Origin of the sequence: Bradyrhizobium sp. CCBAU 051011 (assembly GCF_009930815.1) — a bacterium.
Lineage (GTDB): Bacteria > Pseudomonadota > Alphaproteobacteria > Rhizobiales > Xanthobacteraceae > Bradyrhizobium.
The window spans coordinates 5,340,177-5,363,858 of the sequence record NZ_CP022222.1 but is presented as its reverse complement, the minus strand read 5'-3'; the positions used below and the strand labels follow the sequence as shown (position 1 = coordinate 5,363,858).

22 protein-coding genes, 1 tRNA gene and 3 pseudogenes are annotated in these 23,682 nt (G+C 57.2%); 12 read left to right on the top strand and 14 right to left on the bottom strand.

Features of this window, described 5'->3' with window-relative positions; all coding sequences use genetic code 11:
• Positions 1-276 precede the first annotated feature (276 nt).
• The 4 genes and pseudogenes from ACH79_RS24995 to ACH79_RS24980 all read left to right on the top strand — a co-directional run bounded on the left by ACH79_RS24995 (position 277) and on the right by ACH79_RS24980 (position 4,202).
• Positions 277-2,212: pseudogene (locus ACH79_RS24995) on the top strand (ABC transporter ATP-binding protein/permease).
• Positions 2,213-2,699: 487 nt separating this feature from the next.
• The gene (locus ACH79_RS45160) at positions 2,700-2,981 is read left to right on the top strand and encodes a low affinity iron permease family protein (protein WP_161853364.1); all 282 of its coding nucleotides are present in this window, start codon (positions 2,700-2,702) and stop codon (positions 2,979-2,981) included.
• A gap of 110 nt (positions 2,982-3,091) precedes the next feature.
• Positions 3,092-3,352 (top strand): hypothetical protein, encoded by a 261-nt coding sequence (locus tag ACH79_RS24985; protein ID WP_246738097.1) that lies wholly within the window; start codon positions 3,092-3,094, stop codon positions 3,350-3,352.
• Positions 3,353-3,569: 217 nt separating this feature from the next.
• Positions 3,570-4,202 carry an alternative oxidase gene (locus ACH79_RS24980; protein ID WP_161853362.1) on the top strand — a complete coding sequence of 211 codons (633 nt, stop codon included), beginning with the start codon at positions 3,570-3,572 and terminating at the stop codon, positions 4,200-4,202.
• Positions 4,203-4,420: 218 nt separating this feature from the next.
• On the opposite strand, the gene ACH79_RS24975 is transcribed toward ACH79_RS24980, so the two are convergent.
• Positions 4,421-4,651 (bottom strand): hypothetical protein, encoded by a 231-nt coding sequence (locus ACH79_RS24975; RefSeq protein WP_161853361.1) that lies wholly within the window; start codon positions 4,649-4,651, stop codon positions 4,421-4,423.
• Positions 4,652-5,183: 532 nt separating this feature from the next.
• On the opposite strand from ACH79_RS24975, the gene ACH79_RS24970 reads away from it, so the two are divergent.
• Together ACH79_RS24970 and ACH79_RS43115 are read left to right on the top strand one after the other, a co-directional pair.
• Positions 5,184-5,441 carry a hypothetical protein gene (locus ACH79_RS24970; protein WP_161853360.1) on the top strand — a complete coding sequence of 86 codons (258 nt, stop codon included), beginning with the start codon at positions 5,184-5,186 and terminating at the stop codon, positions 5,439-5,441.
• 524 nt (positions 5,442-5,965) lie between these two features.
• Positions 5,966-6,871, top strand: a complete 906-nt coding sequence (locus ACH79_RS43115) for a hypothetical protein (protein ID WP_202639028.1) — start codon at positions 5,966-5,968, stop codon at positions 6,869-6,871.
• On the opposite strand, the pseudogene ACH79_RS24960 reads toward ACH79_RS43115, so the two are convergent.
• Positions 6,864-7,259 (bottom strand): annotated as a pseudogene (locus ACH79_RS24960) (ATP-binding cassette domain-containing protein); the annotation flags it as partial. The gene ACH79_RS43115 and the pseudogene ACH79_RS24960 overlap by 8 nt on opposite strands.
• A 199-nt stretch (positions 7,260-7,458) precedes the next feature.
• Here ACH79_RS24960 and ACH79_RS24955 point away from each other — a divergent pair.
• Positions 7,459-7,529, top strand: a tRNA-Arg gene (locus ACH79_RS24955).
• 178 nt (positions 7,530-7,707) lie between these two features.
• Here ACH79_RS24955 and ACH79_RS24950 read toward each other — a convergent pair.
• Positions 7,708-8,466 carry an SDR family oxidoreductase gene (locus ACH79_RS24950; protein ID WP_161853359.1) on the bottom strand — a complete coding sequence of 253 codons (759 nt, stop codon included), beginning with the start codon at positions 8,464-8,466 and terminating at the stop codon, positions 7,708-7,710.
• A 700-nt stretch (positions 8,467-9,166) separates the two neighbouring features.
• On the opposite strand from ACH79_RS24950, the gene ACH79_RS24945 reads away from it, so the two are divergent.
• The 3 genes and pseudogenes from ACH79_RS24945 to ACH79_RS24935 all read left to right on the top strand — a co-directional run.
• Entirely contained in the window at positions 9,167-9,451 is a 285-nt protein-coding gene (locus ACH79_RS24945; RefSeq protein WP_161853358.1) for an usg protein, read from the top strand.
• Positions 9,452-10,090: 639 nt separating this feature from the next.
• Positions 10,091-10,405, top strand: coding sequence for a hypothetical protein (locus ACH79_RS24940; protein WP_161853357.1), 315 nt, complete (start codon positions 10,091-10,093; stop codon positions 10,403-10,405).
• Between the two features lie 1,135 nt (positions 10,406-11,540).
• Positions 11,541-11,726, top strand: a pseudogene (locus tag ACH79_RS24935) (GlsB/YeaQ/YmgE family stress response membrane protein); the annotation flags it as partial.
• 70 nt (positions 11,727-11,796) lie between these two features.
• Here ACH79_RS24935 and ACH79_RS24930 read toward each other — a convergent pair.
• From ACH79_RS24930 to ACH79_RS24915, 4 genes are all read right to left on the bottom strand, one after another.
• Positions 11,797-12,477: a Crp/Fnr family transcriptional regulator gene (locus tag ACH79_RS24930; protein ID WP_371419270.1), complete on the bottom strand. Its 681-nt coding sequence runs from the start codon at positions 12,475-12,477 to the stop codon at positions 11,797-11,799.
• 727 nt (positions 12,478-13,204) lie between these two features.
• Positions 13,205-13,699 (bottom strand): peptidoglycan-binding domain-containing protein, encoded by a 495-nt coding sequence (locus tag ACH79_RS24925; protein ID WP_161853355.1) that lies wholly within the window; start codon positions 13,697-13,699, stop codon positions 13,205-13,207.
• A 1,021-nt stretch (positions 13,700-14,720) separates the two neighbouring features.
• Entirely contained in the window at positions 14,721-15,881 is a 1,161-nt protein-coding gene (locus ACH79_RS24920) for an AI-2E family transporter (RefSeq protein ID WP_161853354.1), read from the bottom strand.
• Between the two features lie 410 nt (positions 15,882-16,291).
• Entirely contained in the window at positions 16,292-16,633 is a 342-nt protein-coding gene (locus ACH79_RS24915) for a hypothetical protein (protein WP_161853353.1), read from the bottom strand.
• A gap of 480 nt (positions 16,634-17,113) precedes the next feature.
• Between ACH79_RS24915 and ACH79_RS24910 the strand changes: the two genes are divergently transcribed.
• Entirely contained in the window at positions 17,114-17,287 is a 174-nt protein-coding gene (locus tag ACH79_RS24910) for a hypothetical protein (RefSeq protein ID WP_161853352.1), read from the top strand.
• 906 nt (positions 17,288-18,193) lie between these two features.
• Here the strand turns inward: ACH79_RS24910 and ACH79_RS24905 are convergent.
• The 5 genes from ACH79_RS24905 to ACH79_RS24885 all read right to left on the bottom strand — a co-directional run bounded on the left by ACH79_RS24905 (position 18,194) and on the right by ACH79_RS24885 (position 21,246).
• The gene (locus ACH79_RS24905) at positions 18,194-18,952 is read right to left on the bottom strand and encodes a DUF1236 domain-containing protein (RefSeq protein ID WP_246738096.1); all 759 of its coding nucleotides are present in this window, start codon (positions 18,950-18,952) and stop codon (positions 18,194-18,196) included.
• Positions 18,953-19,346: 394 nt separating this feature from the next.
• Complete coding sequence (locus ACH79_RS24900) at positions 19,347-19,526, bottom strand: hypothetical protein (protein WP_161853351.1); 180 nt, start codon at positions 19,524-19,526, stop codon at positions 19,347-19,349.
• Positions 19,527-19,828: 302 nt separating this feature from the next.
• A complete protein-coding gene (locus tag ACH79_RS24895; protein WP_161853350.1) occupies positions 19,829-20,446 on the bottom strand; it encodes an exopolysaccharide biosynthesis protein in 618 nt (205 codons plus the stop codon).
• 77 nt (positions 20,447-20,523) lie between these two features.
• Positions 20,524-20,769 carry a hypothetical protein gene (locus ACH79_RS24890; protein ID WP_161853349.1) on the bottom strand — a complete coding sequence of 82 codons (246 nt, stop codon included), beginning with the start codon at positions 20,767-20,769 and terminating at the stop codon, positions 20,524-20,526.
• A gap of 126 nt (positions 20,770-20,895) precedes the next feature.
• The gene (locus tag ACH79_RS24885; protein ID WP_246738095.1) at positions 20,896-21,246 is read right to left on the bottom strand and encodes a phasin family protein; all 351 of its coding nucleotides are present in this window, start codon (positions 21,244-21,246) and stop codon (positions 20,896-20,898) included.
• A 431-nt stretch (positions 21,247-21,677) separates the two neighbouring features.
• Here ACH79_RS24885 and ACH79_RS24880 point away from each other — a divergent pair, with 431 nt between their 5' ends.
• Positions 21,678-22,208, top strand: a complete 531-nt coding sequence (locus ACH79_RS24880) for a PRC-barrel domain-containing protein (protein ID WP_161853348.1) — start codon at positions 21,678-21,680, stop codon at positions 22,206-22,208.
• A gap of 288 nt (positions 22,209-22,496) precedes the next feature.
• Here the strand turns inward: ACH79_RS24880 and ACH79_RS24875 are convergent, their stop codons facing one another.
• Complete coding sequence (locus ACH79_RS24875; protein WP_161853347.1) at positions 22,497-22,742, bottom strand: hypothetical protein; 246 nt, start codon at positions 22,740-22,742, stop codon at positions 22,497-22,499.
• Between the two features lie 72 nt (positions 22,743-22,814).
• Positions 22,815-23,180 carry a CsbD family protein gene (locus ACH79_RS24870; RefSeq protein WP_161853346.1) on the bottom strand — a complete coding sequence of 122 codons (366 nt, stop codon included), beginning with the start codon at positions 23,178-23,180 and terminating at the stop codon, positions 22,815-22,817.
• Between the last annotated feature and the right edge of the window lie 502 nt (positions 23,181-23,682).

Here is a 23,682-nt window from a genome sequence, read left to right as displayed (position 1 = left end):
GGGGTGAATTTATCGAGTTGGCCAGCAGATCCGGGGGATCTGAGTACGGGAATTTTGACTACCGCAATGAATGGCCGTCGCAGCATGGTAATCATGCCACCGTGAAGGGCCTCGATTCAGGAAGAAGTCCGCGCCACGGCGACGCCAGCCATCTACCCATTCATCGATCGGTTGCGCGAGCCTTCCGGTCCGGCCCCGTGCAATCAGTTGCGCGAGCCGAACCGCCGAATTGGTACATGGAATGGAACTTTCAGGTTCCATTTGCGTTGACAGCGCATGAATCGGCAGCCGATCGAGGACGTTGTCGCTGAAACCGGCAAGACGGTCGACGCCCCACCACCAGAGATTCTCGAAACGGATCCAGGACTGTCTCCCGAAGAAGCCGAGCAGATTCGCCGCAAGTACTTACTGAAGCGCTTTTGGATCAGTGCCAAGGGCTTTTGGGGAGTGGCTGGTGGCAGGCTTGCTTGGGTTCTCACCGGCGGATTGCTGGTGTTGATATTCCTGCAGCTCTCTTTCCAGTACGGCATCAACCTCTGGAACAGAGCGATCTTCGATGCCATCGAGAGGAGGGATGCAGCCGTCGTGCTCCATCTTACGGTGGTGTTCTTCCCGCTGGCAATCGGCAGCGTGCTGCTTGGCGTAATTCAGGTCTACACCCGCATGGGCATCCAGAGGCGATGGCGGGCGTGGCTGACCAGTTCGGTTATTTCCCGCTGGCTGAAGAACGGTCGCTACTACCAGCTCAACCTGGTCAGCGGCGATCACCAGAATCCGGAGTACCGCATTGCCGAGGACTTGCGCGTGGCGACCGACGCCCCGGTTGATTTCGCCACCGGCGTAACGTCCGCGTTTTTGTCGGCAACGACATTCATCATCGTACTTTGGACGATCGGCGGTGCGTTGACGCTGACAATTGCAGGCGCCACTGTGACGATTCCAGGCTTTCTCGTCGTCGCGGCAGTGCTGTATGCAGCGATCGCGAGCGGCTCGATGGTCGTCATCGGGCGAAATTTCGTGGCCATTTCGGAAAGCAAGAATCAGACTGAAGCTGAGTACCGTTACGCCCTGATGCGCGTACGCGAGAACGGTGAGAGCATTGCGCTTCTGGGCGGGGAGGAAGAGGAGCGCTCGGGCATCGACAGATCGTTCGGCAAAGTCCTGAAGCAATGGGCGCTGCTGTGCGGCCAGCACATGCGCACCACCATCGTTTCGCAAGGATCGAGCCTGATCGCGCCCGTCATTCCGATATTGCTTTGCGCGCCTAAATTTCTCGAAGGCAGCATGACGCTGGGCCAGGTGATGCAGGCCGCATCGGCGTTCACCATCGTTCAAAGCGCTTTCGGCTGGCTGGTGGATAACTATCCCCGCCTGGCAGAATGGAATGCAGGAGCGCGCCGCATTGCATCGCTGATGATGTCCCTCGATGGGCTTGAACGTGCGGAAACTGGCGAGGGCCTCAATCGCATCAAGCGCGGCGAAACCGAGGGCAATACAATGCTTCGTTTGAATGATCTATCAGTCACACTTGATGATGGCACCGCCGTGGTTGGCGAGGCGGAAATTCTGATCGAACCTGGCGAGTGGGTTCTGGTGTCAGGCGAGTCCGGGACTGGCAAGAGCACGTTGGTGCGCGCCATTGCAGGACTTTGGCCATGGGGTGGCGGCAGCATCGATTTCCATGCGGATCGCCGATTGTTCATGTTGCCGCAAAAACCCTATGTGCCGTCGGGCACGTTGCGTCGCGCTGCCGCTTATCCCGCGGCCGCCGAAGATTGGAGCATCGAGCAGATCGGGGAAGCGCTCGACAAGGTGGGGCTGGGTCATCTGAAGGGGCGCATCGAGGAGGAGGCTCCCTGGGACCAGACGTTGTCGGGCGGCGAAACAGCGGCTTGCCTTCGCGCGGCTCTTTCTTCATCGCCCGGATATCATCGTGCTTGACGAGGCGACGTCCGCGCTCGATGATCGCAGTCAGGACAAGCTGATGGAGCTACTTAACGAGGAACTGAAGGACGCGACCGTCGTCAGCGTTGCCCATCGCGCCGAACTGGAGGCGTTCCACAGCCGCAAGATCACGCTTGAGCGCCGCAAAGGCGGGGCGAGGTTTGTCAGCGACATTGATCTGATTCCGCTTGATAACCGCAGGCGCTTACTGGGACGCTGGCTGCGCAAACGCAAGGAGCCTCCGCTCCCGCCCCGCCAGGTGGCTTGAAGCCCTCATCCCACATTTGTTCCGGAAGACGACATCACAGCTAAGCAGACGCCAATATATCGCTCGTTCGTTGGGGCGCCGGGGGTCTGTGCGCGCATGCGGTAGACGAGTATCCTAGCGCGGGCACCATGACCTGCGCCATCTCGCCACGTGGATTCCTGGAACCGGACGACCGGCTAAACGTTGTCAGAAGTGCAGAATTTCAGGCTGCGCAATACGCAGCACCGAGGAAAACGCACATGGATACCACCACGCTTCTCATCATTGTACTTCTCATTCTGCTGCTTGGCGGCGGCGGCTGGTACGGCCGTGGACGCTGGTACTAAACGCGGCTGATCTAAAGTTGGCACGGCGCTGCAACGCTGCCGGATCCGATTAGCTCAGCCCAGCAGAAAAATGCGAGTTTGGCTGATCTCTCACCAGCCCAAGCGTTAGACGCAAGATCCGCCAGCCTGAGCGATGAGATGAAGGCCTGGAACGCTCCGACATGGCGGACAAACGAGCTGCCGTCGAGAGGCAGAATCAACCCCACGCCGACCAAGCGAGCCAATTTTTTGCCGATGTGGCCAACGCCGCCGCACGGGCAGCGGGGCGAGCTCTTACTTTCCTGTTGGCTGTAGGATTGATTGTCGTCTGGGCCATAACAGGACGAAAGGCGCCATTCTCGATCCCAAAGAATTCTACAAGCGGTCGGCGGGTTTGTCGGCACGGCGACCTTTGTAGGCCTTCAGTTACTGGCGGTCGCTTGCTGGCTGATTGTGAACGCTGATCTCGTCGGAATAGTTGGACCTTTGATCCACACCCGTTTTCGCTACTGTCGGGCATTTATCGCTAGAAGCTGTTCTGCTTACCTCCTTCGTGTTGATACGACAAAATCAAATGGATATGCGTGCCGACCGTCGGAACCATTTAGGTCTTCAGATCAACTTACTGGCCGAGAAGGAGTCGACGAAAATTCTTCAAATCCACGACAGGCTCAGTCGTCATTTCCAATTTCAGCAGATCGAGGATCCCGAAACGGCTGAGTTGCGCAAAGAAACGACCGAACGACCGTTGGTGATCTCGCACGCCAGGTGCGAAGAAATGAAGAACAGCAGCCGAAAGCTAAATAACGGCGGCCTGAGAGCCTGGCGACCATGAACGCGTTGAATCGGAGATTGAGGAATATCGGCTCGAAGCTCCATTCGCGAAAACGAATAATGTGCGGGACTCAATCCAACAAGCAATTCGGCGCAACGAAGTGCTAAAAGGCAGCAAGCTAACGAGGCAAATCCGGAAGTGACTCACCGCATTCGATTAGTAAATCGCTTATCGTTTGACGATCGTAAAGCGCTCTTCTCATAGGTTCAGGTGCGCCATGCCCACCACGCCAGCCGATCTGACGACTCGGCATGATCCAAGGACATTCTCCGACCGGGTCGCCTTCAGTTTCACCAGGTTTCTCCGCTTCATCGCCGACACGTTCTTTGCCAAACGTTACGGCCATCGAGCGGTCGTGCTCGAGACGGTTGCAGCGGTGCCGGGCATGGTCGGCGCAACGTTGCAGCATCTCAAATCGCTGCGGCGCTTGCAGGATGATGGAGGTTGGATCCATGCCCTGCTGGCGGAGGCCGAGAACGAGCGCATGCACCTGATGACGTTCATCGAAATCGCCAAACCCAGTTGGCTTGAACGCTGGCTGGTGCTTCTCGCGCAGGGCGTGTTTTACAACGGCTTCTTTCTGCTCTATCTCGTCTCATCCCGCACGGCCCATCGGGCGGTCGGCTATTTTGAGCAGGAGGCGATCGTCAGCTATACCGAGTACCTGGCCGAGATCGAGGGCGGGCGGATCGAGAATGTCGCTGCGCCACAAATCGCCATCGACTACTGGAAGCTCGGGCCCGACGCGCGCCTCAAGGACGTCGTCATCGCCGTGCGGGCCGACGAGGCCGGCCACCGCGATGTGAACCACCGCTTTGCCGACGAGTTGTTTAAAGGTAATAGGCGTTGAATTGAAAGAGCAAACCGACGCTGAGCTTTCCTCCCTGATCGGCGGCGCGTGATCTTTCAGAATAGCACATGGGAAGCCGAGCCGCAGTACCGGAAATCGGTCGTGTTCGGATGCCGGCGGATGTAGCGCACGTCCGTCTGATTGTGGCTCTCTGCCATTGCGTTCGTCCCCCACCTGAGGCTGCTTCGCGCTCGAAGCCCGATTGATTCTGCGAATGCCTACGTGGTGCTCATTGATGGTTTGGAATAAACGGGCACGCTAAAGATTTGCTCCCGTGATCCGTTTAAAACAGCAATGTGCCGCTTCGGATCGACTTCGGGCTTGTCGATCGAAACCCCAATAGCGAGCACCTTCGCCTTGGCGATGGCGGCGTCGTCATTTCTGAGGTCCAATCCTGACGCGTCCACGAACCTGTGGCCGTCCTTGATATCGAAATAATAATGTGGCATCGGCCACCTCCAACTGAGCCCATGTCTAATACCCCGCAAGCGTTCCGCCTGCGGCGATACGGCAATGTAAGAGTGAGCATTATTGACCAGCGATTCGGGAACTCCGAGTGGCAGACCGCCTGAATCACCGGCATCACCCGGTGAAGACATAGGTGGCTTGCCGTCTGTTGCTCGTGTGGCGTACATACCGTTGCGCTTAATGTGATCGCGAACTACTCGCGTTCGCGCCGCGGAAGGCGCAAGCCCGATTCAATGACTACCGTCGATCCCCGCGCCGAGCGTCTTTACAGCCTAGATGAGCTGACGGAACTACGGCGCAATACATTGCGCTACGCCCGCACTTTTTCTCCCGGAAACGAGCGCAATCAGCATCGGCAGCTCGCTGTCTCGCTTCGGACGCTTTTCCGAAACCAGAAATGGCTGCGGACTCACACGCTCGAAGGCGCAATGCTGTCCAATGATCGATCCGGTCGGAACGAAAGCTGCCCCATCGGATTGAGCCCATGGGTGCGCACAACGCTAGGAGCGTTTCATGAAGTACGTATTGGCAATCATTGCAGCGGCAAGCATATGCGCCGCAGTACCGGCGAGCGCGGGAGAGGTCGGTGTTGGTGTCGGAGTCGGCCCGGTCGGAGCCGGAGTGACGGTAGGTTCGGATCACCGCGACCGAGATCGCGAACGAACGACCGTAATCAAGGAACGCGAGCGCGAGCCACGCGAAACAACGGTCATCAGGGAGCGCGACAGGGAACCTGATCGCAAGGTGATCATCGAGCGCGACCGCAACTAAAAACGGAATCACGTGGCCTCTGTTCAGAGCCCCACCTGACCCGGGAGACGACCCGCTCGATGATCCCCATCGGGCGGGTTTTCGTTGGTGAGTTCATGTCCTCGCCCCAAAATCGACGCTCTTACCGCAACAGGGGTCGTGGCAGTTCGCCGATATGTTCGAGACTGTTGACGGTAAGCAATTGATAACGGGCAAAGCTAAATTGCCACCCGGAACTGCCGTTCATCTTCGTCGGGGGACGGCGTCGTGGTCGTAATAATCTTTGTTGCCGGATTCTTAGGGCTGAGATGATTTTGACCCGAAACTGAGAGCAATCCGCTTGCGCTTGGTACAACTCTCGACCCCAAGAACGCCTTCCACGCCAGTTGAACTGTCAATGCTGCCCCGCCCTGGCGCAGGCCAAACCGGTGACAGGGTACGCCATAGCCAACATCAAGCCCTTTCATCCTCTCGCCCGAGGTCGACCAAGACGGTATAATTCCTGTCTGGCACGATGGCATTCGCGTCCGGGAGGGAGAACAATGATGGCTGCCTCACCGCCACCACAGCGCCCCCCTATTTCGCCCGTCTCAGACGACGATCTGCCAGAGCCACATGCAGCGGTGACGGAGGCCGCCGACGAGACGGAGATGCCGCTGCCGTCCGATGCACAGACATTCTTTCTCGGCGGTTTGTTCGCGCTGGGTGTCTTTGCGGTGCTCTACCTGGCAAGCGCGATCATCCTTCCCGTCATACTTGCCTTCGTGTTGAACCTCCTTCTTCAACCCGCTGTCCGTCTTTTAGGGCGTGTGCATCTGCCCCGCGCTGTCGGAGCGCTCTTGACCGTCCTCCTCGTTATTGGAGCGCTGGTAGGTCTTGTGGCAGCCTTATCGGTACCGGCCGCGACTTGGGCTGAGCGGCTGTTCGAATCCGGAAGACCGGTGCTGATCGTTCCTTTTATTCAGAAGGATCGCCTTAAACTCGATCATGTCATGGTGTGCTGGGATGGCAGCCGGGCAGCCACGCGAGCGATCGCCGATGCCATGCCGTTTCTTACCCGCTCCGGCAAGACGAGTATTGTTGTTGCGGACACTCAGAGCGCCAAAAGCGCAGACCTTCCGGGTTCGGATATCGCGACCCATCTGTCCCGTCACGGAGTAAACGCCGCGATCGAGCGCATTCCCGTCAGCAAGATCGATGTTTCCAATGCAATCCTGTCATATGCAGCCGATACAGGTGCCGATTGTCATGGGCGGGTACGGGCATTCCCGGCTGCGGGAATTTATTCTTGGCGGAACGACACGTGGTATGCTTGCCTCGATGACCAAACCGACATTGATGTCGCACTGATCGGATGCCGGTGTGAGACAAACCACGGTCTGGTCTTGCGCCGCGGATCGCGGCGGGCACACTCAACGCGCGCCGATCGCTTAGCGCCATTGCCTAAATGAGCCAGCGTTTGCGCCGCTTGTAGTGCTTCCCATCGCGGAATGATTTTCGCTTCTCCCCGGCGACGCCAAGATAGAATTCCTTGACGTCCTCATTCGCAGCGAGCGCCCGCGCCTCGCCGTCCATCACCACGCGGCCATTTTCGAGGATATGTCCGTAGCTGGCGTATTTGAGCGCCATGTTGGTATTCTGCTCGGCGAGAAGAAACGAGACACCTTCCTTGACGTTCAGATCCTTCACGATCTCGAAGATCTCTTCAACGATCTGCGGCGCGAGGCCCATCGAAGGCTCGTCGAGCAGGATCATCTTCGGGCGCGACATCAGCGCGCGGCCGATCGCGCACATCTGCTGTTCTCCGCCCGACGTATAGCCGCCACCGCGATCCCGACGCCAATCAAGTTACTTGGCTGATCCATTACGACAACATCCGTGTCGGCAACATCGTAATGCGATAACGACCAATAGAACTGAAGAGTTCGCTTCTATGCGGTGTCGCATCGCGGTTGCAAGAGGTTAGAAATTCAAGGACTTGCGAGATCTGTCGTCATTTCTTCATACCGCAAGAAATCCGCGTAGGCATTGCGTAAGCGTAGCTCAGCTGGATAGAGCGCCACCCTCCGAAGGTGGAGGCCACACCTTCGAATCGTGTCGGGTGCGCCAATCTCCGCCGAATCTACGACTTCCCGCGAACAAGCCCACGCCAGACTACGACTGCAGAAATTCGTTGTCGTACAGCGGGCGGCAGGCATTGTTTGGGAGGCATCAAGGCAAGAAGGATATGCTAGCTCCAATTTGCGTCTCGGCCATCATAGCCATTCGGAGGACGTGCGCGCGGTATCTATGTCAGCCGAACGGACATGCCGCCATCCACGATCATCGGGCTTCCCGTCATGAAGGTCGACCGGTCGGAAAGGAGGAAAAGGGCTGCCTGCGCAACCTCCTTTGCATTCGCCATTCGCTTCATTGGATGCAGATTTGCGATGAAATCCAAAGCGGCAGGATCTCCCTCTCCTCCGCTTGGCGTGATCGTGCCGCCCGGCAACAGTGCATTGACGCGGACGCCATCTGCGGCGTGGTCGGATGCCAGCGACTGCACTAGGCCGATCAACCCGGCTTTGGACGCCGCATAGGCCCCCATTCCCGGCATTCCGCCATTGCTGAAGCCAACGAAGGAAGACGTGAAGACAATGGAGCCCTGCCCTCGTTTCTTCATGACCGGTATCTGGGCCTTCGCGGCCAGGAACGCGCTTGTCAGATTGACCGAAATGACATCGTTCCAATTACCGATTCCCATATCGGCGACCGGCCCCATCTCCCCCACGATGCCGGCATTATTGAATGCGCCGTCCAACCCACCGAACTCCTTCATGGCGAGATCAACGAGAGCATTGGCGTAGCTTTCATCCTTTACATCGCCGGAAAGGAATACAGCCCTGCCATTGCTTTGATTGATTTGCCCTGCAAGGGTTTCCATCTCCGCCGATCGGCGCGCGCCAAGGACCACATTGGCCCCTTCGGCTGCGAACAACAAAGCCGCCGCTGCGCCGATCCCACTGCTTGCCCCAGTTACGATGATCGACTTGTTTTTCAGTTCCATAACGAGCTCCCCTGAAGGTTGCGTCATGGCTATCTAACAGTTGGGTAGGCAGCGCTGCCACCCGTTTCGTGCCCTCAAACAACCGATGTCGTCGAAACGGCAAGAAATGAGTCGTGCCACCTACACTTTTCGCTGATAGTTTCAGGCTGTGGACGTCATAAGTTGGGGTTTAACCGGGCGCTTCATCTGCTCCACACATCCGAGGAGCGAGCGCTACGGAGTAGTAGCTTTGGCGAGTCTCGGATGCGCGCGGCTGCATTCGCAGCCCGATGGCTGGAATATCAAAGCGCTCCAGCGGAAACGTAGTTATCAGTTTCATCAACGCTGGCACGCCAAACTCCGCCGAATCCACGATTTCCTGCGATCCGCTACACCGGGCCACGCCGATTCGGTGTCGTAGCAGAGGTGGTGTTCGATTGTTCGATGGCATTCGGCGTTCGCATCAGCGCACTTCGGTGGCAATACCTCGACGGCAAAGCGCTTCCTCGCCGTCGCCTTCCCCTAATCGGCAGTGGCCCTTCAGCTATTGACAAATACGGATCCCTGAAGCTGTAGAGAACGACCCCGCACCTCCCCGCCCGTCAGGGCTTGCCCCAATACAAAGGTAACCGCGCTAGGGTCGATCGGCGTCTACTAGTTTTTGGCGGAATGGCCTGTTCGAAACCGCCGTCGAAGCGGTCGCTGCTTGCTGGAGGTTGCCATGGCCGAGAAAGAAGCGGTTTCCGAGGATTTCAGGAAGCAGGTCTTGGGCTACGGACTGACGACGGCGGAAATCGTTTATCGCCGTCCGGATCGTCCCTGGCTGCTGCAAACCTACGTCTGGCAGGACAACGATCTGTTTCCAAATTTTCCGGCGCTAAGGGATTTCCTCGCGTTCTGGGAAAAATCACTCGAAGGACCTCTGTTCGCAGTTACCGTTGCGCACCCGAGACTGATCAAGCCAGCCGAATTGCACACCACCGACGGGGTGTTCCGGTTGCATTAACGCAAGGGAGTAGACTTTGGGGCTGATCTTTCTCGCTCATGCGCAAATTGATTTCGGGGGCCGGCGGGCGAGAAGAAATGCGGCACCGACGAAACGATCGAACAACTTTACTTTAGTTGTTTGCCGCGGTGAATGAGTCTGCCACCCTCGATAATGCCGCGCGATGAGGGTTCATGGCAGACGCCAGCGATCGTGAGCGCCGCGAACTAAAGCGATCTCGGCAATGCTTGCTGCCAAACGAAGTAAACGAACCTATCACCGGTCCGTTTCTTGGCGCGACGTAAATCACAGTGTCGCCTGTTGGCACCTCTGAGACATGCCAATGCACCTGTATGCCGCCCCGGCTGAGAAGGCGCTACGACTGATAGCGGAGCGCACTAAAGGTGCGCTGGCAGCAAGTGCGGCTGGAGCAAGACTCGGCAACCGTCACAAGCTTGATCATGCCGGCTGTCTTGGCAGAGCGGCGCTGGCCCGCGCGGTGGACGATTTTGAATCGAGTCTAATTCCTGTCGTCCAAGCCATCGGCCTACCGGCGCGCTCACACTCGCATCCATGGCCATGGAGCTAAACCGCAGAGGCATGAGATCTGCTCGTGGAGGCAAATGGCTCCGGTCGTCCGTCGCCGACGCGGGATGGTCGATGTTCGCCGCTAGGGTTTGCTTTACCGGCCACACCAATCTAACGAACGGGCAAGCAGAAGCGGCATCGGCAAATGGCATCTCCGATCACGTCGAGAGAAGCTTCTCGCCTTTAGGGCTTTGGGGCATTCTGGTCTTCGATCTTGGTAACGGAATATCCGGCTTTGCGAAGAGCGACCAGCACAGCCTTGGCGAGATGAATACTCTCTTCGTCACTTTTCGTCACTGGGTCCCACGTCGTGCCGTGCCCAGAACCGGGATGGTCAATGAAAGCGGTTTTGATGGCGCTTGTTATGACGATAAGGGCGTCTTCTGACATCTAGGTCTCCCGCTGCTTTCGACTAAGCATATCACGCTTTTGGCAGGTACGCTGGCTCAACGACACCATGCGCAAGTATCGTAGTCGTCAGCGCCAAAGCCGACCGTTACAGGTTTTCGTTCCGGCAGTCGCGGCTTTTTCGGCGCGATCGAAAGAGATCGCGACTACGGCAGCAGCGCTGTCTTGAAGTCGCCTCGCGACCAGCCATGTTAGCCTGGTCGATGAGACGCGTAGGACTTATCGACATCATGGTAGGCAACGCGGCGCGCCTCGGCGCATCGCAACGTTCCACCACGCGACGCTGCGCGTCGCACCACATCGCTACGCAACGCGCGAGCCGCTGGGGACATCCCAGCGGCTCTCGCGCGCTTAGCTCGGACGGTCCCCGCCTCAAGCGCCTGTGGCTCCGAGACGGTCATGTGGGGCGAAATACATGCGAGCGATGAATTCGCTGCCTCCCGACGTGCCGTGATCGAACGCCGATATCGGCCAGGGCCTTGATCATCGATAGATGCCGGGCCGTGATGTAACGATCTATCGCTATCGACGGTAATGACGCCATTGGATTGAGTTCTTCGATCCGGTTTTGCAGATGGTTCATCGGTTCGATCTGGAGCGCCCATCCGCGAATAACGGGGCTGCCACGAAACTCTATGGGGACCTTTGGGCAATCCGAACGTTACCTTGACGCATGGAAAGCCACCTGAGTAGTTATTTGCCAAAGCTTACAGAATGACAACAACAACAAGAGCGGAATTGAACAGGTACTTCGAGATGATTGATCGGCGAGTGCCGATTAGCGTCTCTCAGTTCATTCGTTGGTTGCGTATGCCCTCCTCATTTGCAATTCGTCTGGTCATTGCAATCCTTCTCATTCTCGGAGGCATCTTTAGTTTTTTGCCTGTCTTGGGCCTCTGGATGTTGCCTCTTGGTTTATTGTTAATCGCGCAAGATGTTCCCTTACTGCAAGAGCCTCTAGTGGCTTCGTTTGCGTTGGTCGAGGCGAAGTGCGAGTGGCTTAAACTGAAATGGAGAAGCAGGTGAAGCCTTGCCAAGGAGATAAAGAGCACCACGCCGCTTTCAAACCTCATTTTCCCGAGCCGATAAGCGATTACTGACTGCATTACGTGTACTTGTTGTCGGTATCGTGGGCGCCTTTATCGGAAGCTGGTTGCTCCCGCAACTCGGAATCCATCTCGGTACTGGATTGATCAGCGCCATCGTCAACGCCACGATCGGCGCCGTAGTGCTCCTGCTTATTGTGCATCTCCTTCTCGGTGGCGGACGGGGCTGGCAAAGGAGCTGGTGGCGCCGATAGAAGCGCCCGCCGCCCGCGTCAGGATTAATTCAACGCAGTTGGAGGCTGGGCGCATCCGGAGATATCTTCATCACGGCTCGCTCTTGATTTCTGGCTTGTCGTACAAGACCGCGTTCAGCAATGAACTGTTGACCTCGATCTTCCCGTTGTAGCTGATGAAGCCAAGCTTGCGGAATCTGTTCATGAAGAAGCTGACGCGGGATCGCGTCGTTCCAATCATTTCGGCCAATGTTTCCTGGCTGATATTCGGAGTGATCGGTTGAGGGCTGCCCTCCTTGCCGAAATTCGCCAGCAGGAGCAGCAGGCGCGCTAACCGTTTTTCACTGGAGTTGAAGAGTTGGTCGATCAGGTCCTCTTCAATTCGGCTATTCCGGGTCAACAAATAGGCCATGAACAATTCGGAAAATTTTGGCTGGCTGTGAAGTGCCGCCAGCATGGCCGCCTTCGTTATCGCGGTGACCAGGCAATCTTCCATCGCGGTCGTTGTCGCGATGCGCAGCGAATGGCCGTTCATGCAGCCTTCGCCAAAGAATTGGCCTGGTCCTAAAATTCCGACCACCGCTTCCTTGCCTTGTTCAGATATGACAACAACCTTGACGCGACCTTTTTGAATATAGAAAATCGTGTTCGCCACATCTCCTTGGGCGAAAACGACCTGATCCTTACGAAATTCAACAATGGTTTTCCCCTCGCCCACCTTGGCGAGAAATTCCTTGGGATCAAAAGAAGCCTGATCGGTGTGGTCTGGCATGTCCGGCATGGTCCCCGCGATGGACGTCTATCTTAGCGATTTTTCAGGCAGGGAGCGTCAAAAAAGCGTTCCTGTCCATGAGGAGCGAGGCAGCCTGCGTCGGTAAGCGAGGCTTCCTCGTCGCCAGGCGAGCATCACTGCACTCCCCCGCCTTCAACCAAGGTCGCTCATGATGTCGTCACCGTCTGAGCAATTTTGATCACATGTAAGATTGACCGCATACTTCGGGTGGCTTTGCACGGTCGGTTACATTAGGAGCTGGGGTCTTTGGTAGCGAAATCCGGACGGCCGCTGACAACGATAACGGGCTTTCAGAGGAGACTCTTCGCACAAAAGAAACGACCCCAGCACGGGGGCGACTGGGGCCGCATTCATCGGATGACTCTGGGGAAAGGCATCCGGTAGTGCATCACCAAGTGATCTCCAGGCGATTGGTTCCGGAGGCCAACAGCGAAACGTGGTAGGCGGCCTCGCGTTGGCGCTCGAAGTTGCCCCATAAGCCAAGCGTTGGTTTTGCGCGATTTCATCGGATCGACCAGCTCGACTACAGTTTGATGGACGTGGTCGCACTCAGGACACTCGAATGTTCGGATGTCAAACCGGGCCACTTGGAGCTCGAAACAGTCCCGGATTGACTGGATCAGCAATTCGGGACGACGACGGGCCCCGCTGATCGTGCGGACCGAGAGAACTCACGCTCCGCATGATTGTCGTACAGTTGGTCGGGTCACCTAAACATGCCGCCCATCACGCCACCAATCAAGCCACCGGGACCGCCACCACTGCGGTGATGGCGAGCGCCACCCCGGCCGCGATGACGGGCCGGATCGCCGCCATCTGATTTGTCGCTGCTCGTGAATCTGGCCTGGGCCGCCGAGACGAACTCGGTCTGTAACGCCCGATGCTGCAGCGTGCTGAGGAAGCCAGTCCTGGGATAGCCGCGTGCCCCCTGCCAGCGCGTGATGACGGCGCGGGTCTGTTCGTCGAACCTGCCGTTGACCTTGGTGTCGAAGCCGAGACCGGTCAGCCGGCGCTGCACGTCGCGCCGCTTTCGCTTGTCGAGGCCGATCTGATCCTCGGTTTCCTGAGTTGCTTCGTCGACAAAGATCGACGGATCGACGGATGCCGACAGGTCGCGGTTGGCCGTGCTCGGACCGGCTTTGCCAGCATCGGCACTGACAAAAAATGCCAGGACCGACAATGCGAGGATCAAGACACGCATGGCCTATATCTCCCCTTGATCTGAAAGCTTCTCGGTGATTTCGCTTTGAAGACCGATGTCGGTTCAAATACACCGCCGTGAAACCAGACCTTCCGGCGACATCTAAATCAACGGTCAACTCGGGTTCGTCACTGGGCACCTGTTATCGGGATCGCTTGTTCCATAGCGCATATCGGAGTGACCTTGGACCCCTCGCCATCTCGGCGCTGTTCAATTCTGCTCATTTAGAAAAATTCATGAAATAACCCCCGCTAGCCATTTGACCGGCTCGCGCCCTGCTATCCAACTTACCCCCGACTAACGCCGTGCCTAGGAAATCTCGTATGACCGACACCTTGTCCGCGATGCCGCTCAACGCCCCGCGTCTCGGCGTTGGCTTTAGCCCGTTGGTGTACGGGCGCCATCACTTCGCGCCTAAAATTGCTTCACGAGCTGGGATGTTTTTCCGGAACAATGCGAAGCAGCGAACCTTGTTGAGAGCTTGAAATGATCCTGTGAGTTGAATCCAATGAGTATCCTCCCCGTTGATCGCGCGCTGAGCCTATACGGCACGCTTGCAGACCGTTCCGAGACCAAGGGGGCCCGTGAACGGCTTTCCAGGCATCTGATGGAATTGTACCTAGGGGGCGAAAAAGACGAGCACCGCTTGACGGTGCATGGACTGTCGTACCTTCGCGAGCTGGACCGGGCAAATGACTCCAGAAACTGAACAAGCATCGTGGCGAGATTAGCACTCTTGAGCTTGTCGCTGCTTCCGCAGGGAATTGCGCCGCATAATTCTGGCTCTCGCGACGCGGACTGCTTCCATCCTGGCTTGCTCGTTTTTCGGGAGGGGCGTCCTCTTGTCTTCGCCGCGCGTTGACATCATGGTCGGCAGTTGGTTCCGCGCGGTCAAGCTGTGCTCGATAGGCTGCACGCTCATTGGACCAATCGATGGTGATTTGCTTTTAGCCATCAAGGACAACTCGTTGCTACCGAGTTCGTTCGATGGCAACACATGATAAACGAGAGGGAGATACCGCTATTCCCCTTCGAGGAAGTGCCCCAGGGCCTTGAGCGGGCGCAACCTGTCACAGATGATCTTCAGGATAGCCAGCATCGGAACGGCCAGGATTGCGCCAAGCACGCCCCACATCCAGAACCAGAATATCAGCGACAGGATGATCAACACCGGATTCAGCGTGAAGCGCCGCGCCAGCAGCATCGGCGTTACTGTTTCACCCTCAATGAGGTGAATGCCAAGGTAAAGGGCCGGCGGCAGCAACGCCCACCATAGACTTTCGAAGCTCAGCATTCCGACCAACACGAAGATGCCGACGCCGAAAAGCGGCCCCAAAATTGGAATGTAGTTGAGCAGGAAGGCTGTGGTGCCCCACAACAACGGGTCTCCCAGACCGCAAAGATACATCGCGGCCGCCGTCGTGACACCGACCGCGGCATTCATGGCCGTGATTGTCACCAGATAGCCCGATATGTCCTCCTGGATCTGCTGAGAGATATCGACGGCCTGTCGCTTGTCACCGAATGTCGGCAGGATCTCAACAATGCGTCGAAGGAATATGTCGCCCGCAACCAAAAGAAAATAGAGCACCAGGACAGTCGTAAACAGGCCATCGAGTACGGAGCGCGTCCCTGCGAAAAGTGCGCCCGTCAGGCCAAGATCGCGGCGAACCGAGACGATCGAGCCCTGGCCAGGTGGAGCGTCTGCAACCTGCTCGGCCTGTTGGATAACCTTTTGCAACGCTTCGATTGGCACTCTGATAACCTGCAGATGTGCCTGCAGGCGCGGTATGCCCTCGGGCAGCCGTTCAGCCCAAGTCGCGGTCGGTACCGATAAGGCCGCCACGAGACCTGCAAGCGCTCCAATGACCAGAAAGATAGTCAAGAGCGCGCCAACTGTACGGGGCAGATGCAAACACCCCAAGAGACGGACAGCGGGTTGAAGAAGGAGATTCAACACGAAGGCGAGTACGATGGGTAGGATGATCGCGCTTGCCACGTAGAGCGCCGCCAAGGCACCCAACCCGAACAAACCACCGAGGAAGAACGTCCGCGGATCGGACGGCAGCGGCATCTCCGTCTCGTCGGCGGCTTCCGTCGCTGCGGCATCTGGCTCTGGCAGATGGTCGTCTGAGACGGGCGTAATAGGGGGCCGCTGTGGTGGCGGTGAGGCAGCAATCATTGTTCTCCCTCCCGGACGCGAATGTCATCGTGCCAGACAGGAATCATACCGCTTCGGTCGACCTCGGGCGAGAGGATGAAAGGGCGCTCGGTGTTGGCTATGGCGTGCTCTGTCACCGGTTTGACCTGAGCCGGGGGCCAGCATCAACAATTCAGCTGGCGTGGACGGCGTTCTTGGGATCGAAAGTTGTACCAAGCGCAAGCGGATTGCTCTCAGTTATTACTGCCTTTGGCCAGCCATGATAAGATCAGGTCAGAATCATATCGGATGGTTTGTTCAACGCAGCCCGAGGAATCCGGCAACAAAGATTATGACAACCACGACGCCGATGATGTAAAAAATGTTCATTACACACTCCGATTGAGGGATAGGAGAAAAACGGCCGCAACGATCTCTTCGGCCTCATGTACTTACCAGCGACCGTTACCGACGCCCACACCGATGCTCACGCCCGGCGCGCCGAAGCCGATGCCGGAGCGCGATTGATCGTCATAATAACCGCGCCTCTCGATATACCGCTCGCGGGGAGCATAGTTGTACGAATCGTCGTAGCCCTGCTGGATGACCACGCGCCGCGGTCCACGGGACCGGTAGCAACGGCCGGAGTCATCGCAAACCAGGCGCACTTGCTCCACGTTCGGCTGGTTCATGCCGAGATACGTGGCATCGTTGGTAAACACGTCGGCAGCCATGGCGCTGTTCGCGAACAGAACGCCTGCGCCAGCCAAGAGTGCAATACTGATCTTTCTCATGGATAGCCTCCATCTGGTCGGTAACAATACCGCCGAGGGACCAATATTGTGAGATCGCCTTCGTTCCAGCCATCCTCGCTTAATCCGGGAAGAACGTCTCATTCATTATTGGGAAGTGAGCAAAATTGATCAGCATTCATAACGCCGAGTCGGCATACTGCTGCGATCACCGCACCGTTCCGGCACCCATCGGAGACAGCGCGGTAGTGCTCCCGCCTGATTTAACCGGAGGCATCTGTTGCCCAATTCACAAGCATCCAACCTATCGCCTCGCGTGGCGGAGCGCCCTCGTTGTCCCAAATGCCAGTCGCGCATGGAGATCCAGCATATTACTTCAGCACGTTCTGGGTTCGAGCACTGGACCCTGCGGTGCACTAAGTGCGGCCTTATCCACGACGCGCAAGTAAACGCCGATCCGATGAAGTCCGATGTTATCGGCCGGGAGCACAGCGACCTCCGCGCCACATTAAGGACGATGACATGACAGAACTGACGCGCAACGATATCGATAGTCACGATTGGGCTGCCCGGGCATCTGAAGCTCTGGCGCAGGCCAACAAGTTGCCGCCCGGATTGAAGCGATCCGAAGCCATCAGAAAAGCAGCACAGCTTCGCATCGCCGCAGACATGAAAAACTGGCTAACGGCGAAATGAGCTAGCGGCGTGATTCGTTAGCTCGCTGACGGGCGATCCATGCCAGCAGGATTGCGAACCATTGGCCGAAATAGACCACTCGAAATTCCCAAGAAGTAAGTTTCGAAAACTGAGCGATATTGACCAGTGCCCGGCACCGCAAGGGCGCAAAGTATCTCATCACCGCCCCGTCCGTGGCAGCTTTCGGTGCTGAGAGTTCGGTAACGCTCCCGCCCATAACCTCAAGGGAAGTATCATGCCTTCTGTACACCGGTTGGTCGAGCAGCGTCACAGTATTGAGGAACTTGTCGGAATAAGGCGCGATATGTTGCGCTATGCTCGCTCATTCCCACCTGGGGCCGATCGCAATCAGCGCCGGCAGATAGCCTTATCACTTCGTACCCTGTTCAAGAACGAGGAGTGGCTGGACGCCCATACATGGGAAGGAGCGGCGATGCTCAATGATCGTCCTTCGCCATCCCCAGTGAAATAGGGACAACTCCAACACCGACTCTCCGCAAGACGAAGCCCCACCTAAATGGCAACGAGGAAGGTTGTGCCGGCATTGCACTTTGCGCATTCAAAGGTGCGCAGATCAAAACCAGGTCCGGCTCGACGCAGACCAACCTCATCGGGTTGCCGCATCTCGACACCAAAATTGGATTGGATTGAGTCGACAGCATGACGCTCCCCGTAAGACCAGGCGGGAGCGCGACATTCTCAGTCACCGATTGTTGCCAATCGGTGGGACCGTGATCGAACCAACATACGTCTTGGGATCTATCCACGCTGGTCAATATTGCTCGCTTTCAAGAATGGGACTCTTCTCGAAGGACAATTAGGACGCACCGGCGGTGGTTGGCTCAGAAAATGAGGGCGGCTGTTAAGCCGCCCTCTCGTTTGCTTGTAGTTTGCTGGCGGATTCGCTTAACCTTCGATGATGTAAACGATCTCGTGGGTGTGTGGGCGAAGAATGATGTACTTGCCGCGCACCAGGATGAAATCGTATCCACGCCATTCCGGATAGATTTCCACGATACGTGACGGCATCGGGTGATAGCGGACACCTGCCGGGACAGCCGTTCCGATTGAGAGATTGAAGTTCACGTCTTTAACTTCCTCGACCTTCTCTTGCTTGATTGCCGAGGTTATCTGGGTGCGCTTTTCGGCGGGAGGCGCTGCTGTCGCCGCGGTGGCGGCATTGCCGGTCGTCTTGCTGTCGGGGTTCGAAGGCTTGGTCTCGGCAGTCGGAGTTTTTAAGTCCTTTGAAGTGGTGGTCGAATCAGGCGCTTTCGTTTTACCGTCGGCTTTCGTCTCGCCGACCGTCTTGCTGTCAGAAGGCGACTTCGTTTCGGCGGTCGGACTCTTCAAGTCCTTCGAAGTGGTGGTCGGACTAGTTGAATCTGATGCCTTTGACTTGCCATCGGCTTTCATGTCGCCGGTCGTCTTTGCATCCGGCTTGCCCTCCGCACGTGGAGGCACCGCCTCTTTCGACCCAGCGCCGGGGGTTGCTGTCTCGGCTCCCTTTGCTGCCGGTGCATTCATCGGCGCCGCAGTATCACCTTTAGGCGAAGCGGCAGTCGGAGATTCCTTCGCTGCTCCTTGATTAACGCCTTGAGCAGTCGCAAGCCCGGTCGCCGCCAATAAGGCCGCAACGGCCACCGAAACCATTAATGTCTTTCTCATCTGATTTTTTCCAATTCAATTTGACTCTATGCCGACGAAGGTCGGCCATAGAGATGGAACGGCCCCAGCAGCGTAACGTTCCGCTTCTTTCTTGGGTTCGGAAATGTATTGGAGATATGCGAGTGAGATCGCGTCGATCAATGGGGCTGTGTCGCCAGAACCTTCAGCGCGCGTGGTGGCGGGTGCGTACTCTCGACAGAATTCTGTAGGGTACCAACGCCGGCGATCTGCCGGGGGAGACACCAACGGTTTTCGAACTGGCGATGAACCGCAAGGCTGCGAACGCGCGCTTACGGGCAAGTTGGGTCGATACGCCTCGGGGGCGTCACCGCATCCGGTGTGATATTGCTGCGGCCTGTGAGCGGCATGCTTCGCCGCGACCACGAGCTAAAAATCAAGCCGACCATCTGTTCTGCTCTTTGCGGTAATCGTCTTCGTTGAGACGGTCCGCGATATCCTCTGCGATGTCTGGCGTTTTCGCCTTGGCGATTGGCTTGCCGTCCGCGGTCATTAATTCGTCGCCCTCAACCTCAACCGGGAAGTCGTCGGGCTTGAGGGGCTTATCATTCGACATTTCGCCCTCCCACGTTAAAAGAAGAAAGCCGCCCGGGCATTACGCCGAGCGGCTTTTCAAGCAACTGCCAGTCGCCTGGTTCCGTTGCTGGAATGACAACATCGATCCAAAGGAAAAGTTTCTTCCGCCTGCAAGGTATTCTTTCGCGCTACGGTTCATAGCTCCGCCGGTCGTGTGGTCGAGCGAAGCAGGGCTGATGCCTGTGGTTGCGGCTTCAAACGGTCTTCCGGGCAGAAGCGAGGCGAGTATTGTTGGCGCGGCCAACAAGCGGCACGGCACGGTTCGTTACCAGAGACAGGGCGCTACCAGAGATCGATGATCCATTTTGCGCCGACGACCATCTGCCAAGCTGCCGCCGCCGCGACCGCCAAAACAATGACGCCGGCCAGCAAGGCGATCGAGAGCAGGACCCCATCCTCCTCGAGATAGGCAAGGGAGATCAAGGCAATCACCAAGGCGGGGACGACGTTGCTCAAGGGTATTGGAATGAACACCAGGGTGGCGCTCAGTACCACGACGATGGTGCCAACCAGGCGCTTGGTTGCCCCGAGCGGAGTGTGCCAGCGTGGATGAACCACCTTCTCAAGATATCTGAGCACCGGTAGGGATCGCTGCACCACAGCAGTGAGGTGCCTCGTCTGCAAGGAACGAGCGGCAATGCGGTGTGGAAAGACCGGAGCGGGTTTGCCCGCGACCATCTGAAACGCGGGAATCATGAGCAACAGGCCAGCTACGATCGAGAGCCCCGGTGCGATCGCGACCAGCGCGAGCAGGAGCATAACGATCCCGAAGGATCGCTTGCGAAGGCTGTGCATCAGCCAGCCCAAGGTGAAATGGTTCGCTGGTACTTCATCATGCAGCCGCTGCAGCACGGCGGAGGTGGGAACAAGCCGCGTCGGGTCGGCCGGCGGTCTCGGCATCAAAAAGTGTCTCCTGGTCTCTTGGCAGGCCGATGTCTCCGTCATCGAAGCCGAACCCGATCGCTCCGTTGGTTGTTTTAGGTGCTATGCTGCCGATAGTCGAGCGGCGTCAAACCCAGGATAGCACGCTCACATAGTTTGTTGGCGTCCCGCTCGCCGCTGCCTGCAGCCTGCAAAATACCCCTGGCAATGATTTCGCGATCTACCTCGAGCTGACCGATATTCTGAAGCGTTCGACATGCCTGGTCGTATGCCTGGTTCACGGCGGTTACCTGCTCTGGATCAAAGGACAAATTTTGGATAAGCGGATCAGGATTGGACATAATGCTCCTCCTCGTAGCAAGCGCGAGCGCAAGCTCTCAGTTGCGAGGATTAGACGAGTTAAGTGATGATTGGAAAAACCTCGCGATGAGCAGGGCAATTGTGCTCTGACACCGCGGGGGGAAGAATTATCGATTTGTCGGGGTCATCTTTGCAACAAGGTCACCGAATGGCTTGTAGGACTGCTTGGCAAGATCGCTGTACAGTGCGCCAATCTTCTGTGACTCCGCAACGAACGTATCGTAGGCCGTCTTGGCGAATTCGGTTTGAACTTCAATCGCCTTGTCGAGCGACTTCACGCCAGAGAGCTTCTCAACGAACAGTTTCGTGTCTTCAAACGACTTCTTCGTGTAGTCACCGTAAGCAGTGGCAATCGCCAGGAAGGCGTTGGATGACGCGGTCCCTGTATCGATTTGTTCGTTACTATTCGGTTGGTGCTCGAAATTCTGATTCGAGTGAATCTGATTTTTATTCGACATTTTTGGACTTTCCTTTGTTTGTTTAACAGTGAACCAACGTCGCGCACCACCAATGGTTGCTTCGGAACCTCGATTCTCGCTTTCTAATTAGGCGGTGCTTGTATGTGCGTATGATGATCACCAGGCGCAGTTTGCCCGGTAGCGACAAGCGATCGCCGTCGAATCCGCCGCGATCGCCAACGAGCGAAACGCACCTTTAGGTGCAAAAATCTGATCAGGAGGGCCGTACGTCCGCTTGGCAGCCAAGTTTATAGAGAAGGCTGCAACTCACGCTGCTCTCGCGCCGACGAAGTGATCGAGTGAGACGCGCAATGGTTGAGCCCGGGTGTCAGTCGCTTCTCAGGAACCTCGCCGCGAGGGGGATTTACTGTTCCGTCGCTGGAACCAAAGTCATACCGCGTTATTGTTCCCCAAAACGATGGAGGAACATCATGATTTCCAAATGTCTTGCAATAGCATTCGTGGCAATCGCGTCGATGACCTTCGCGGCGGCGGCGCAAACAGCCACAAACCAAGCGGCTTCGACAACCAGTGCTACCGCGCACAAGGAGGGTGAATGGCGCGCGTCCAAGCTCGCCGGCGTCGATGTGTACAATGAAGCAAACGAGAAGATCGGCGATATCCACGACGTGATTTTGGATAGGTCAGGCAAAGTGGCCAATGTCATTCTGGGTGTGGGTGGCTTTCTCGGCCTGGGCGAACGCTACGTGGCGGTCGCCTTCGATAAGCTGAAGTGGGTTGACCAGCCGGTGACCTCGACAACTGCGTCAACAACGTCCGCACCGGCGAATGCGCCTGCAACTACTTCCGCTCCAGACAGCACCACGCGAACCACCACCGGTGCTGCAACTACCACCACGACAACGACCACAACCAGCGCCAGTACGCATTGGTATCCTGATCACGCGGTGTATAGCGCCACCAAGGATGAATTGAAGGCCATGCCGGAGTTTAAGTACTAACGCTCGACAACGATCCAAGAGCCGCCCTCACGGGGACCGGTCTTTTGTTAGTATGGCCGGGCGCATCTGCCGTTTTGTTGCAACAGTCAATTTGGCTCACGATGTTGAGCTGTGGCAGTGCGACGGTCTCTTTAGCCGGTGAAGGGCATGCGCGGAGGGGCGTGTCGCGCGAGAGTCTGCCGATTTTGGACGCCATCCGCCGACCGCGGGTATCGGGTACCCGCTCTAAGCATCCACCGAGCAGTCAGCCATTTGTACAGCCCGGGACGGTTGGCGCGCCCCCAACCATCATCGGCGGGCGACGGCAACACCCAACAGGAACGCGACTAACAGCGAACCAAGTGGCGCTTCACGCGCGATATTGCTCAAGATGCTCAACGGCATCCCTGGCTTCCGACCCGCTTCTATCGCGCCGCTAACTCGATGGACTGTCTCTTTCACAGCTTCGGAGACTTCCGCGATGGCGGATTTCGGTTCTGGAGCGGGACCCAAGCCTTCGTGGGCGTAAGGGGCCAGCGGAATGTCATCACTCACGATTGAATCTCCAAATCAACAGCGGCCAATCAATCAAAAGGCGTGAATTGTTCTAGATGGCCGTCGTAGCCGTTATCGCGCGCGCTGCGGCGGACGGCGCGGCGGGCGCGTCAGCAACAGCGCCAACGCAAAGCCGATCCCGCCCGCGATCAACATCGAACCGAGCGGATTGTCCCGCACCCTCCTCGCAATCGCTTGCGAGCCGTCATGGAAAGTATCGCCGCTGTTCTCATAAGCGTCTTTGGCGAAGTCGACGGCGGCATCCGTAGCCTCGCGCGCTGCATCCTTGGCCTGGCCGTACAGATTCTGCGCGGTACTTGTCGCCTCGCGGACGCGGTCTGCTGCCTCGGTCTTTGCGTCGCCGGCGATCTCGCCTACGGCGCCCTCGAGCTTACCAGCGAAATCCTTCGCCGAGCCGGCAATTCGATTCGTCTCCATGGCGCACACTCCCTAAGATGAAGTCCCGGCGACCTAACCGACAAGGTCAGTCTATGTTCCTGCGTGCACAGGAAGCCGGTTTGCAGATGTGACGTAGCCTGAAGCTCTTGCCATTCCACACTCACTGTGTCGACTGCGCTGACGAGGTGATCGAGTATCAGGAAACTGTCGCGATGCATGGTTATCGATCCTCACACGGCACAGCGCCGTCTGGGTCTTGAGGGAAACCACAGAATGGCTGCGGCTTCCGTTGCAGCCGACCACATCCAGCAGCGGCGCGCTGCTCACTTTTGCTCACTGTCCTAATTTCAAATTGCAGGCGGCCTAATTAGGACCACACCGGACGGTGGGTTCTGGCCTGTGCGACCACAATGGCCTTTTTTGAAAGTGAGCAATTTTGAACTATCGCAGTGCATATCCGCTGTTTTGGTAATCACCGGGGGATTGCACTTTCCGGACCTAATCCAACGCCACCAGGCATTATTGGCTTGGTGGCGTTGTG

Bases quoted from the DNA above. Each gene is read 5' to 3' on its own strand.
- ACH79_RS45160 (WP_161853364.1), top strand. From the start codon at position 2,700: ATGGCGGACAAACGAGCTGCCGTCGAGAGGCAGAATCAACCCCACGCC.
- ACH79_RS24985 (WP_246738097.1), top strand. From the start codon at position 3,092: ATGGATATGCGTGCCGACCGTCGGAACCATTTAGGTCTTCAGATCAAC.
- ACH79_RS24980 (WP_161853362.1), top strand. From the start codon at position 3,570: ATGCCCACCACGCCAGCCGATCTGACGACTCGGCATGATCCAAGGACA.
- ACH79_RS24975 (WP_161853361.1), bottom strand. From the start codon at position 4,651: ATGCCACATTATTATTTCGATATCAAGGACGGCCACAGGTTCGTGGAC.
- ACH79_RS24970 (WP_161853360.1), top strand. From the start codon at position 5,184: ATGAAGTACGTATTGGCAATCATTGCAGCGGCAAGCATATGCGCCGCA.
- ACH79_RS43115 (WP_202639028.1), top strand. From the start codon at position 5,966: ATGGCTGCCTCACCGCCACCACAGCGCCCCCCTATTTCGCCCGTCTCA.
- ACH79_RS24950 (WP_161853359.1), bottom strand. From the start codon at position 8,466: ATGGAACTGAAAAACAAGTCGATCATCGTAACTGGGGCAAGCAGTGGG.
- ACH79_RS24945 (WP_161853358.1), top strand. From the start codon at position 9,167: ATGGCCGAGAAAGAAGCGGTTTCCGAGGATTTCAGGAAGCAGGTCTTG.
- ACH79_RS24940 (WP_161853357.1), top strand. From the start codon at position 10,091: ATGTTCGCCGCTAGGGTTTGCTTTACCGGCCACACCAATCTAACGAAC.
- ACH79_RS24930 (WP_371419270.1), bottom strand. From the start codon at position 12,477: ATGCCAGACCACACCGATCAGGCTTCTTTTGATCCCAAGGAATTTCTC.
- ACH79_RS24925 (WP_161853355.1), bottom strand. From the start codon at position 13,699: ATGCGTGTCTTGATCCTCGCATTGTCGGTCCTGGCATTTTTTGTCAGT.
- ACH79_RS24920 (WP_161853354.1), bottom strand. From the start codon at position 15,881: ATGATTGCTGCCTCACCGCCACCACAGCGGCCCCCTATTACGCCCGTC.
- ACH79_RS24915 (WP_161853353.1), bottom strand. From the start codon at position 16,633: ATGAGAAAGATCAGTATTGCACTCTTGGCTGGCGCAGGCGTTCTGTTC.
- ACH79_RS24910 (WP_161853352.1), top strand. From the start codon at position 17,114: ATGACAGAACTGACGCGCAACGATATCGATAGTCACGATTGGGCTGCC.
- ACH79_RS24905 (WP_246738096.1), bottom strand. From the start codon at position 18,952: ATGAGAAAGACATTAATGGTTTCGGTGGCCGTTGCGGCCTTATTGGCG.
- ACH79_RS24900 (WP_161853351.1), bottom strand. From the start codon at position 19,526: ATGTCGAATGATAAGCCCCTCAAGCCCGACGACTTCCCGGTTGAGGTT.
- ACH79_RS24895 (WP_161853350.1), bottom strand. From the start codon at position 20,446: ATGCCGAGACCGCCGGCCGACCCGACGCGGCTTGTTCCCACCTCCGCC.
- ACH79_RS24890 (WP_161853349.1), bottom strand. From the start codon at position 20,769: ATGTCCAATCCTGATCCGCTTATCCAAAATTTGTCCTTTGATCCAGAG.
- ACH79_RS24885 (WP_246738095.1), bottom strand. From the start codon at position 21,246: ATGTCGAATAAAAATCAGATTCACTCGAATCAGAATTTCGAGCACCAA.
- ACH79_RS24880 (WP_161853348.1), top strand. From the start codon at position 21,678: ATGATTTCCAAATGTCTTGCAATAGCATTCGTGGCAATCGCGTCGATG.
- ACH79_RS24870 (WP_161853346.1), bottom strand. From the start codon at position 23,180: ATGGAGACGAATCGAATTGCCGGCTCGGCGAAGGATTTCGCTGGTAAG.